The following is an 11,741-nucleotide window of genomic DNA, read 5'->3' as shown; positions in this document are numbered from 1 at the left end:
GCCTAATGTAGAATGATTCTTTTTTAGCTTTAAAAAAATAGACTTTATTTTTTTGTAAAGAATTATTCGTATATTTGTCGCCAATTTAATAAAACTAACTAATATTATTTAGATATGTCAAACGACATCCGCATTCGAAAAGGGTTAGACATACATTTAGAAGGAGAAGCTGATAAAACTACACAACAGCTTCCTCTTGCTGCTTTGTATGGCATTAAACCCAGTGATTTTCACGGTGTTATTCCTAAGCTTTTATTGCGTGAGGGTAATGAAGTGAAAGCAGGTGAAGCACTGTTCTTTTCAAAGAGTGATGAGCGTGTTTTGTTCCCTTCTCCAGTAAGTGGTACTATCAAGGAGATTGTACGTGGTGAACGTCGTAAAGTGTTGGAAATACACATTGCACCAGCCCAAGAACAAACCTTCAAAGACTATGGAAAGAAAAATGTAAACGAGATGCAGGGCGAAGACATCAAGGCTCACCTCCTTTCTTCAGGTTGCTGGCCCTTTATCAAACAACGCCCTTACGACGTGATTGCCAATCCCGACGGAAAGCCTAAAGCTATTTTCGTGTCGGCTTGCAAAACCAATCCGCTCGCTCCCGATTACGACTATGTGCTGAAAGGCAAAGAACAAGCGCTACAAACAGCTCTTACTGCCTTGTCTAAACTCACCACAGGTAAAGTACACGTGTCTGTTTTCAAAGACAGCTCGTTGTCGCCTTTCCGCAACCTTAAGGACATCGTGGTGCACAATGTGTCAGGACCTCACCCAGCTGGGAATGTCAGTACACAAATTGCACAAATCAGTCCAATCAACAAAGGTGAAGTGGTTTGGGTAGTAACACCTCAAGACTTGGTGGTGATAGGTGAACTCTTCCTCACCGGTAATTTGAACCTCACACGTACTGTAGCTCTCACAGGCTCACGCATCGAAAAACCTCACTATGTTACAGTACTCGCTGGTGCTCAAATCAGTGGTGTTGTAGGTAGCCAAGTGAAAGATGCTGCTAATACTCGTGTGATCAGTGGTGATGTTCTTACTGGTACACAAGTGAATGAAACAGGATTTTTAGGTTTTTACGACGATCAAATCACAGCAATCCCTGAAGGAAACGACTATGATTTATTCGGTTGGGCAAAACCTATAGCCAACAAAATTTCACTTACACGTTCGCTTACCTTCTCTTGGTTAAATCCTAAGAAAAAATACAACTTGAACACTAATACCAATGGTGAACACCGCGCTTTTGTGGTAACAGGTATGTATGAAGAAGTTTTTCCATTAGATATTTATCCTATGCAGTTGCTTAAAGCCTGCTTGTATAAGGATTTAGACGAATTGGAAAACTTAGGAGCTTACGAAGTAGCCCCTGAAGATTTTGCCCTTACAGAATTTGTATGTGTGTCTAAACAACCACATCAACAAATCATCAGAGATGGACTTGATTTAATGATGGCAGAATTAGGCTAATAGTTTATAAATAAGAATTTTAACTTTTTAACGATGAGATATACAGAAGAACAATACAAAGCACAATTTGAAGAGACAGACCCAGTAGGGTGGGAGGCTATAGACGAGGCTTTATTGAAGGTTTATCCTGAGCAAGAGCCTCGCCATTATGGTCCTATCTTAAAATATATGTTGGGAGGTGAAGACCCGCTTGATGGTATCAGTATCTACGACAACCAAGAGCAAACTTTCCACCGTCATATAGTTTCTTACGGAATGAGTGAGTTGTATTATTCTCCTGAAAGTGCTGAAAATGAATTTAGTGGTTGGGGCTTTGAGTTTACTTTCCGCATTGTGCCTTTTGAAGAGGATAAAGATGGGGAAGGAGCTAAAAACGAACCTTCTTGGGCTATGAATGTAATGCAGAATTTAGCGTGTTATGTATTCGAAAGCAAAAAATGGTTTGAAGCCTATCACTTTATTCCAGCTAACGGACCTATACGTTTGGAATGCGACACCAAGTTAGTAGGGATAGCCTTTGCCCCTGACCCTCAGTTGGGCACTATTGAAACCCCTAATGGCGAAGTAGCTTTCTTACAAATGGTAGGGATTACACAAGAAGAATTGGATTGGCTCTATGAAGATCCTACTACTGATAGAGTAGAGGAGCTCATTAATAAAATGAGAGAAGACAATCCATTGCTCATCACAGATTTAAAAAGAGAAAAGTCTTATGTGTAATGGCAAGACCAGCAACGAAACAAGATTTAGAGTTTTTAGCTAAAGAAAATTACCAAAAGTTACTTTCTTTGATAGAAACACTACCTGAGAAGCAGCAAGAAGATTCCTTTCCAGAAGGTACAATGAATAGAAATATTCGCGATGTTATAGGACACTTATATCATTGGCATTTATTATTCCTAAATTGGTATGAGGTAGGAATGCGAGGTGAGAAACCTAAAATACCTAAAGAGGGTTATACTTTTTCTGATACTCCTAAACTCAACCGAGAAATATGGGAGCAATGTCAAAAAGTATCACTTGCTGAGATACTCTCCCTTTTTGAAGTTTCTCATAATAAAGTGTTTCAACTTATACAGAAACACTCAGATGAAGAGCTTTTTACCAAAAAGAAGTATCATTGGACGGGGACAACCTCACTTGGCTCTTACTTAGTTTCGGCAACATCAAGTCATTATGATTGGGCTTTAAAACTAATTCGCAAATCAATAAAAAGAAATAATTAACTTATTCATTAAGAAAATGAGTTTAAAAAGTAAATTAAATACATTAAAAGAAAAGTATAAAGGAACCAAGATGGAGACCACTTTCAATGCGCTCCACACTTTCCTCTATACGCCTAATGAGGTAACTCACGGAGGTACCCATATTAAGGCTGCCGACGACCTAAAACGAACAATGAATATGGTGGTTTTAGCACTCATTCCTTGTTTGATTTTTGGTATTTTCAATACAGGTTACCAGCACGAAGTGGCTTTTGGTCACTTAACGCATCCTACTGAAGGCTTAGCTTTCTGTAGTGGTGATTTTTGGAGCTGGACAAACTTCTGTATTGGTTTTATAAAAGTACTTCCTTTAGTAGTCGTTTCGTATGTGGTAGGTTTGGGCATTGAGTTTATCTTTGCTACTATCCGCGGTCACGAAGTAGAAGAAGGATACTTAGTAACTGGTATGTTAGTACCTCTTATCGTTCCAGTAGATATTCCACTTTGGATGCTTGCTGTAGCAGTAGCCTTTGGAGTAATCATCGGTAAAGAGGTATTTGGGGGTACAGGTATGAATATCTTAAACCCTGCGCTTACCATTCGCGCTTTCTTATTCTTTGCTTATCCTACTTCAATGACAGGAGATAAAGTATGGGTAACAGGCGTATTAGGTCGTTCAAAAGAAATCGCTGCAGGAGCAAACTTAGATGCTGTTTCAGGAGAAACCATTTTAGGAAACTTGGCACAAGGGCACTCAATTCACTACACCAATTCTGACCTCCTTTTCGGGTTTATTCCAGGTTCAGTAGGAGAAACTTCTACAATTCTTATCCTCTTAGCAGGTTTATTTCTCATCTATACCAAAATCGCTTCTTGGCGTGTAATGGTGAGTATGTTTGTAGGAGCTTGGGTAATGGGATTTATTTTCAACGCTTTAGCACCAAGTATGGTAGGCACTTCATTCCACGCAATTTGGAGTATACCAGCTTATCAACACTTGCTCATTGGAGGTTTAGCTTTTGGAGCTGTATTTATGGCTACCGACCCAGTAACCGCAGCACAAACCAATACAGGTAAGTATATCTACGGGTTCTTAGCAGGTTTCATCGCTATTGCTATTCGTTGCTTCAACCCAGCTTATCCTGAAGGGGTAATGCTCGCTATCCTATTGATGAACGTACTAGCTCCTACTATCGACCACTTTGTAGTACAAGCTAATGTATCTCGTCGTAAAAAACGTTTAAAAACAGTTACTAAAACCGCATAAATTATGGCAGTAAAAACAGAAAGTAATTCGTATACAGTGATTTTCGCCATTATAATGGTGGTAATCGTAGGAGCTTTGCTCGCTGGTATTTCATCAGCATTGAGCAGTGATATCAGTAACAATAAAAAGTTAGAAAAGAAACAAAACATTCTCTACGCTATGGGCGTAAATCACAACCAAGGTGAGCTTGGAGGAGGTAAAGTAGAGTTTCTTTCTACAACTGATGCTGAAAAAGAGTTCCCTAACTATGTGAAAGAACAATACCTTATCAAAGGAAATACCGCTGAGAAAGTAGAAGGTGCAAACGACCTTATCAACTTCAACGGTCATCGTGAAGGTTTACCTCTTTACGTAGGTGAAAAAGATGGAGCTACCCTCTATATAATTCCCGTAAGCGGACGTGGTTTGTGGGATGCTATTTGGGGATATATAGCTGTAGATAAAGACCTTATCGTACGTGGTGTTTTCTTCGACCACAAAGGTGAAACTGCTGGTTTAGGAGCTAACATCAAAGAACGTTTCTTTATGGACGACTTTATCGGGGAACATTTATTGGATGCCGCAGGTAACTTCCAAAGCATTCAAATTTCAAAAAGCAATGGTGATCCTGAAAATAAACGTAAAGAAGATGGGAAAATTGATGCTATTGCAGGAGCTACCCTTACTGGTAATGGAGTGCAAGCGATGATAAGCGATGGCATAGAGCCTTATATATCCTATATTAAAAGTTTAAACAAATAAGAGACTATGGGACTATCAAAAAAAGATACAAAATTAGTAACTGACCCTCTATGGGATAACAACCCCGTAACGGTACAAGTGTTGGGTATCTGTTCTGCTTTGGCAATTACAGCCCAACTGAAAGCCGCTATCGTAATGAGCCTTTCCTTTACCTTTGTACTTGTAATGGGTAACGTAACCATTTCTTTGCTTAGAAATGTAATACCACCTAAAATCCGTATCATCGCTCAGCTAATTGTAGCAGCTGCTTTGGTAATTGTGGTGGACTTTGTGCTTAAATCCTATGTGTACGACCTTAGCAAACAGCTATCGGTATATGTAGGGCTTATCATCACCAACTGTATTTTGATGGGACGTTTTGAGGCGTTCGCCTTGGGTAACCCTCCAGGAAAATCGTTCTTAGATGCTATTGGTAATGCAGGTGGTTATTCTATCGCTTTGCTTATCGTTGCTTTCTTCCGTGAACTATTAGGTTCTGGTACTTTGCTTGGCTTCCAAGTATTAGGCGACCCTATCAAAAAAACGGGAGCTTATGCATTAGGCTATGAGAACAACGGTTTTATGTTGTTAGCACCTATGGCTTTGGTAACCTATGGTATAGTAGTGTGGGTACAACGCTCACGTAACAAAGCCTTGATAGAAGACAGTCATTAATCATTTAAAAAGAAAAGAAAATGTTAGAATATTTAACACTGATTTTTAAATCAATATTCGTTGAGAATATGATTTTCGCTACCTTCTTAGGTATGTGTTCGTACTTGGCTGTATCTAAAAAAGTATCTACTGCCATAGGCTTAGGAGCTGCCGTTATCTTTGTACAAACCCTTACTGTACCTATGAACTGGCTACTTAATGAGTACATACTCAAAGAGGGTGCTTTGCGTTGGTTAGGCGAAGAGTATGCTAATTACGATTTGAGCTTCCTTACTTATATCTTGTTCATTGCTACGGTTGCTACAATGGTACAGTTGGTAGAGATTATAGTAGAGAAATTCTCACCATCTTTGTATAACTCATTGGGTATCTTCTTACCTTTGATAGCGGTAAACTGTGCTATCTTAGGGGGATCTCTCTTTATGCAATCACGTGCTGAAGTAATTCACTCATTCGGTCTTTCAGTAGCCTATGGAGTGAGTTCAGGATTAGGTTGGGCTATCGCTATCTTAGCATTGGCTGCTATTCGTGAGAAAATACGTTATTCACACGTGCCTGCACCTTTGCGCGGCTTAGGTATCACCTTCATCACCACAGGTCTTATGGCTATCGGCTTTATGAGCTTTGGTGGTATGCTTACAGGTGGTAGCAGCAAAAAAGAAGAAGCTAAAGAAGCTCCTAAACAAGAGACTACTATCCAACAAGAAGTTAAAACTGATAAATTAGCTCATAACACAAAAGATTTAAGCAATGATATTAGCAAGTGAAATATTAACAACTATTGCAGTAACGGTGATAGGATTATTAGTTGTAATCCTATTGTTGGTTGCTATTTTGCTTTACGTAAAACAGAAACTAACACCATCAGGACCTGTAAAAATTACTATCAATAACGAAAAAGTAGTTGAAGTGCCTCTTGGAGGTTCACTGCTCTCTACTTTAGGTAACGAAAAGATTTTCTTGCCATCAGCTTGTGGTGGTAAAGGGTCTTGTTTACAATGTGAATGCCACGTATACGAAGGTGGGGGAGAAGCACTCCCTACCGAAACTCCTCACTTTACTAAAAAAGAATTGAAAGAAGGAGTGCGTTTGGCTTGCCAAGTGAAAGTAAAACAAGATATGAAAATTGGGGTGCCAGAACAAGTGTTTGGTATCAAGAAATGGCAAGCTACTGTAGTGCGTAACTACAACGTTGCCTCTTTCATCAAAGAGTTTGTGGTAGAAATCCCTGAGGATATGGACTATAAACCAGGGGGATACATCCAAATTGAAATCCCACCTTGTGAGGTAAAATACTCCGATATTGATATCACTGCACACCCTGTAGAACACCCAGGTGAACCCGATAAGTTCAAAATGGAATGGGATAAGTTCAAACTATGGCCATTGGTGATGAAAAACCCAGAACCTGCTGAACGTGCCTACTCTATGGCTTCTTACCCTGCTGAAGGTCGTGAGATTATGCTTAATGTACGTATCGCTACTCCACCATTCGACAAAGCTAAAGGTGGCTGGATGGATGTAAACCCAGGGGTTGCTTCATCATACATCTTCTCTCGCAAACCAGGTGATAAGGTAACCATCTCAGGACCTTATGGTGAATTCTTCATCAACGAGTCTAATGCCGAGATGTTGTACGTAGGTGGAGGGGCTGGTATGGCGCCTATGCGTTCTCACTTGTACCACCTATTCAAAACTTTGAAAACAGGACGTACCGTGACTTATTGGTACGGAGGTCGTTCAAAACGCGAGTTGTTCTATGTAGAACACTTCCGTGAATTAGAGCGCGAATTCCCTAACTTCAAGTTCTTCATCGTACTTTCTGAACCACTACCAGAAGACAATTGGAAAGTGAAGAAAGATGTCAATGATACCGAAGGTGATGGCTTCTTAGGTTTTGTTCACAATGCTGTGATTGAACAATATTTGAGCAAACACGAAGCCCCAGAAGATATAGAATTGTACTTCTGCGGACCTCCAATGATGAACAAAGCTGTTCAGAAAATGGGTCAAGACTTTGGTATGCCCGATGAAAATATCCGTTTCGACGACTTTGGTGGTTAATAACTACCTACATTATACAAAAATCCGACTTAGTAATAGGTCGGATTTTTTTATGATATAGATAAGGTTTCTTTTCGTTCTTTTATAATTGTGGGGTGACTGATAATCTCTAAACTCATAACTTTATCTGCCAGATTAATACCAATACTTAAGAGTCCTTTTCCTTCATTGATGTAATAATACCATATTTTTCGGTCAGTAAAAAGGTTTTCATCAATACAGAAAGGGCGTCCTAAGGTAGATTCAACAAGATGACTATCATCTCCAAAACGGATAGGAATACACAGTGTTTGTAAAATATGATTAGCTATTTCAGTAAGTTCTTTATGCAGTAAAATATCCTCAAAACTGATAGCAGAGAGAATATCACTGTTTCTTTCCTTAAAACAGATAATGTAATACCCCAAACAATCGGCTATACCTCCTACACCAGCATAATCAAACGAGATAGTTTCAACAGAAGAAATGAAATTAATAAGACTGAAATCTTCAATATTTATATTCATAAAATGAATTGTTGTTTCCTATGAGAGGTCTTTTGAGTGCAAAAATAGGAATAATTGCTAGAATTAGAGTAATTTTCCAAAAAATATTGTACCTTTGTCATTATTTTTAAATCATAGTGTTATGAAAAAGATATTTGCAATCCTTGTATGCGCCTTGGTGTCGTGTACCAATTCAGAAGAAGCAATAAAGGCTTATCAGCAACAAAAAGAAGCTATAGGCTTACAATCAGCTGAGAAACAAAATGAACTCTTAAGGCAATCTCCTATGGCTTTTAAACAAAGTATGCAGGCAATAGCGCAACAATACACCGAAATACTCAAGAACTTGCCAGCAGATTTCGCAGCTAAAGAAGAGAAAGCTAATCGCTATCAACAGTTGGTTATAGTATCGGAATATTTGTTGAATCACCGTAAATATACTGAGGAAGAAGCTCCTGCTATCAAAGAGCTACAAGACTTATGTACAGCAGTAGATTTAGACAATGCTACTGATTTCAACGATTATCCCGAGTATCAAACTTTAGTACAGAATATTTTTAAATGGCGCATCTACTCTCGTAAAGTACAATATGAGTTTGATGACCCTTGGGGCAAAATATTAGCCGATTTCAAAGCGCTTAAATCGGAAAATATCAAGCAAGCATTAGCCCCTTTGATTATTGAGGGCGTATCACCTACTTCGGCAACTGCCACTAATGAGGAAATCATTGCTTTAGTGAAACAATTAGTGAAAGATAACGACCTTTTAAATACCCTTTCAAAACATATTGATTTGGTAAATAAACTCAAAGCAGGACAACCTTTTCCCGCTCTTCCTGCTCTTACTGATTTAAACGATAAAGAGGTAAAATATGAGCAATTACCACTCAAAGGTAAATTGCTGTTTATAGACATCTGGGCTACTTATTGTCCTGATTGTCGTAAGGAGTTGCCTGCCTTAGAATCCTTACAAGAGGATTACAAAACGGAACCTATTACCTTTGTAAGTATTTCGGTAGACCGCGATAAAGAAGCGTGGAAAACAATGGTAAAGGAAAAGAAACTCCGTGGTATTCATCTATATGCCTCTCCTGAAACAAAGGAATTATTCAAAGAATTATACGATTTGAGAAGCATCCCGCGTTATATGTTGATAGATGAAAAAGGAAATATCATCAATGCTAATCTACCAATGCCTTCTGATAAAAACTTAAAAGAATTGATAACTGCGACGTTAAGAGTTCTTACAAATCCTAAAGCACAATAATTAAAAAAAAATACTAATATATAAGGTTATCTTTTGTAAATCAATAGATAGCCTTTTTTTAATGATTCTAAATTTCCTAAATATTAAAAAAAAATACCCAAGTATCATATAAGATACAATTATCTTCTATATCTTTGTACCCGCAAATAATAAAAAACACTAATATATTTTATTTATGACAGCTAAGAAATTATGGATTTGGCTTGGGGCTACAGTAGCAGCCTCATTCCTCGTGCTGATTTTTTACGGTGTAGAAATATACCGTACTACGCCGCCTTTCCCTGAAAAAATTGTTACTACAGAGGGGGAAGTGCTCTATAATGGACAAGACATCAAAGACGGTCAAAATGTTTGGCAGTCAATAGGTGGACAAACAGTAGGTAGTATCTGGGGACACGGTGCTTATATTGCACCCGACTGGAATGCGGATTATCTACACCGCGAATCAGAGATGCTCTTGGATATTTTTGCTGCTAAAGATGGTAAGGTGTACAAAGACCTTTCTGAAGAAGAGCAGGCTAAATACCAAGTACAGTTGCGCAAAGAACTTCGCACAAACACTTTTAACCAAGAAACAGGAGTGATTACTTTCTCTCCAGAACGTGCGCAAGTAGCTAAAGAGTTGGCAGCTTATTACACCAAACTCTTTATGAGCGATCCTTCATTGGATAAAACGCGTAGCCATTATGCAATTCCTAAGAATGCTATCAAAGATTCTGCTCGTATGCAGCAAATGAATGCTTTCTTTACTTGGACTACTTGGGTATGTAGCACTAATCGCCCTAACGATGATGTTACTTACACTAACAACTGGCCTTACGATCCTGTGATTGGCAATCAGCCATCTACTTCATTACAAATGTGGTCAGGATTTAGTGTGCTAATGTTACTTTTTGGGGTAGGAATTTTGGTGTACTATCACGCAAGTAACAAGGAGGAAGAAGAGAGTGAACACCTTCCTGCTCAAGACCCTATGCGCGGTATGAAACCTACACCTTCAATGAAAGCAACCCTCAAATACATCTGGATTGTATCATTACTTATTTTGGTACAAATGCTTGCAGGGGTGATCACAGCACACTATGGTGTAGAAGGTGAAGGCTTCTTTGGTATTCCACTTGATATGATATTACCACAAGCTATTTCGCGTAGCTGGCACGTACAGTTAGCTATTTTCTGGATAGCAACCTCTTGGTTGGCTACAGGTCTTTATATTGCTCCTGCCGTATCAGGACACGAACCTAAATACCAAAAATTAGGGGTAAATATTCTCTTTATCGCCTTATTGATAGTAGTTTTGGGTTCATTAGCAGGACAATGGTTTGGTGTAATGCAAAAATTAGGTTTAGTAGAAAACTTCTACTTTGGTCACCAAGGATATGAATATATAGAATTAGGTCGTTTTTGGCAAATATTATTGCTTGTAGGCTTGTTCTTATGGTTATTCTTGATGGTAAGAGCTTTATTGCCTGCATTGCGCAAAAAAGATGAAAATCGCCACTTACTATTGCTCTTTGTATTAGCCTCTGTTGCTATTGCAGCTTTCTATGGAGCAGGCTTGATGTATGGTCGCCAAACTCACATGGCAATTGCTGAGTACTGGCGTTGGTGGGTAGTTCACCTTTGGGTAGAAGGCTTCTTTGAAGTATTTGCTACCGTAGTGGCTGCTTTCTTGTTCTCACGTATGGGCTTGCTCAGAATAAAAGTAGCGAGTGCCTCAGTATTGTTTTCAACAATTATATTCTTAGCAGGGGGTATATTGGGTACTTTCCACCACTTGTATTTTAGTGCTACCCCTACAGGCGTATTAGCTTTGGGAGCTACTTTCAGTGCTTTGGAAATTGTGCCTTTGGTACTTATAGGTTTTGAGGCTTATCACAACTATAAAATCTCTAAATCTACTGAGTGGATTAAAGCCTACAAATGGCCTATCTATTGCTTTATAGCAATGTGCTTCTGGAACTTCATCGGAGCAGGTATATTTGGTTTTGCTATCAACCCGCCTATTGCTTTGTACTATGTTCAGGGCTTGAACACTACAGCTGTTCACGGTCACGCTGCTCTCTTTGGTGTATATGGTATCCTCGGTATTGGGCTTATCTTGTTTGTACTTCGCGGTTTATATCCTGATCGCCATTGGAACGACAAGTTACTCGGTTGGGCTTTCTGGCTCATAAACATTGGTTTGATGACAATGTTAGTAGTGAGTGTGCTTCCTATAGGTATTATGCAAGCTGTAGAAGCTATTCAAAACGGCTATTGGTCAGCGCGTTCTGAAGAGTTTATGCACACTGAATTGATGCAAACAGTACGCTGGTTGCGTGTGCCAGGGGATATATTATTAGCATTAGGTGAACTATTGTTAGTATATTTTATCATCGGACTCAAAACCGGTTGGTCACTCAAAGAAAAAAGATAATGTCTTACAAAAATCCCTAAATGAGAAAAGGCTATCTACAGTGTTGTAGGTAGCCTTTTTTTATATGCTCTACTTCTTGTTGCTACTTCAACAAAAAGTTTTTGAGTTCTGATAAATTTTCTATACCTTTGCCCAACATATTTTTGGTTTTTATACCTAATAATATGCT

11 protein-coding genes are annotated in these 11,741 nt (G+C 38.8%); 10 read left to right on the top strand and 1 reads right to left on the bottom strand.

Annotated features, from left to right (window positions below; genetic code table 11):
- Positions 1-114 precede the first annotated feature (114 nt).
- From DR017_RS01700 to nqrF, 8 genes are read left to right on the top strand one after another with little or no spacing between them, the layout of a single operon-like run.
- Positions 115-1,470, top strand: coding sequence for a Na(+)-translocating NADH-quinone reductase subunit A (locus DR017_RS01700; protein WP_002680937.1), 1,356 nt, complete (start codon positions 115-117; stop codon positions 1,468-1,470).
- Between the two features lie 33 nt (positions 1,471-1,503).
- Positions 1,504-2,190 (top strand): suppressor of fused domain protein, encoded by a 687-nt coding sequence (locus DR017_RS01695; protein ID WP_002680835.1) that lies wholly within the window; start codon positions 1,504-1,506, stop codon positions 2,188-2,190.
- Positions 2,190-2,696 (top strand): ClbS/DfsB family four-helix bundle protein, encoded by a 507-nt coding sequence (locus DR017_RS01690; RefSeq protein ID WP_002680841.1) that lies wholly within the window; start codon positions 2,190-2,192, stop codon positions 2,694-2,696. Before DR017_RS01695 ends, DR017_RS01690 begins: the two co-directional genes overlap by 1 nt.
- A 16-nt stretch (positions 2,697-2,712) precedes the next feature.
- On the top strand, positions 2,713-3,942 hold the full coding sequence (locus DR017_RS01685; protein WP_002680865.1) for an NADH:ubiquinone reductase (Na(+)-transporting) subunit B: 1,230 nt from the start codon (positions 2,713-2,715) through the stop codon (positions 3,940-3,942).
- A gap of 3 nt (positions 3,943-3,945) precedes the next feature.
- The gene (locus DR017_RS01680) at positions 3,946-4,683 is read left to right on the top strand and encodes a Na(+)-translocating NADH-quinone reductase subunit C (RefSeq protein WP_002680897.1); all 738 of its coding nucleotides are present in this window, start codon (positions 3,946-3,948) and stop codon (positions 4,681-4,683) included.
- A gap of 6 nt (positions 4,684-4,689) precedes the next feature.
- A complete protein-coding gene (locus DR017_RS01675; RefSeq protein WP_002680855.1) occupies positions 4,690-5,337 on the top strand; it encodes an NADH:ubiquinone reductase (Na(+)-transporting) subunit D in 648 nt (215 codons plus the stop codon).
- 20 nt (positions 5,338-5,357) lie between these two features.
- Complete coding sequence (nqrE, locus tag DR017_RS01670) at positions 5,358-6,104, top strand: NADH:ubiquinone reductase (Na(+)-transporting) subunit E (RefSeq protein WP_002680873.1); 747 nt, start codon at positions 5,358-5,360, stop codon at positions 6,102-6,104.
- Positions 6,088-7,401 carry an NADH:ubiquinone reductase (Na(+)-transporting) subunit F gene (gene nqrF / locus DR017_RS01665; protein ID WP_002680904.1) on the top strand — a complete coding sequence of 438 codons (1,314 nt, stop codon included), beginning with the start codon at positions 6,088-6,090 and terminating at the stop codon, positions 7,399-7,401. The genes nqrE and nqrF overlap by 17 nt, the downstream gene beginning before the upstream one ends.
- 50 nt (positions 7,402-7,451) lie before the next feature.
- Here the strand turns inward: nqrF and DR017_RS01660 are convergent, their stop codons facing one another.
- The gene (locus tag DR017_RS01660) at positions 7,452-7,907 is read right to left on the bottom strand and encodes a hypothetical protein (RefSeq protein ID WP_002680831.1); all 456 of its coding nucleotides are present in this window, start codon (positions 7,905-7,907) and stop codon (positions 7,452-7,454) included.
- Positions 7,908-8,028: 121 nt separating this feature from the next.
- Between DR017_RS01660 and DR017_RS01655 the strand changes: the two genes are divergently transcribed.
- Both DR017_RS01655 and DR017_RS01650 read left to right on the top strand, forming a co-directional pair.
- Positions 8,029-9,153 (top strand): TlpA family protein disulfide reductase, encoded by a 1,125-nt coding sequence (locus tag DR017_RS01655; RefSeq protein ID WP_002680955.1) that lies wholly within the window; start codon positions 8,029-8,031, stop codon positions 9,151-9,153.
- Between the two features lie 175 nt (positions 9,154-9,328).
- Positions 9,329-11,572: a nitric-oxide reductase large subunit gene (locus tag DR017_RS01650; protein WP_002680964.1), complete on the top strand. Its 2,244-nt coding sequence runs from the start codon at positions 9,329-9,331 to the stop codon at positions 11,570-11,572.
- Positions 11,573-11,741: the final 169 nt, after the last annotated feature.

The sequence above is a fragment of the Capnocytophaga sputigena genome, from assembly GCF_900446695.1.
In the GTDB taxonomy this organism is placed as follows: Bacteria; Bacteroidota; Bacteroidia; order Flavobacteriales; family Flavobacteriaceae; genus Capnocytophaga; species Capnocytophaga sputigena.
This window is presented reverse-complemented; position numbering and strand designations above follow the sequence as displayed.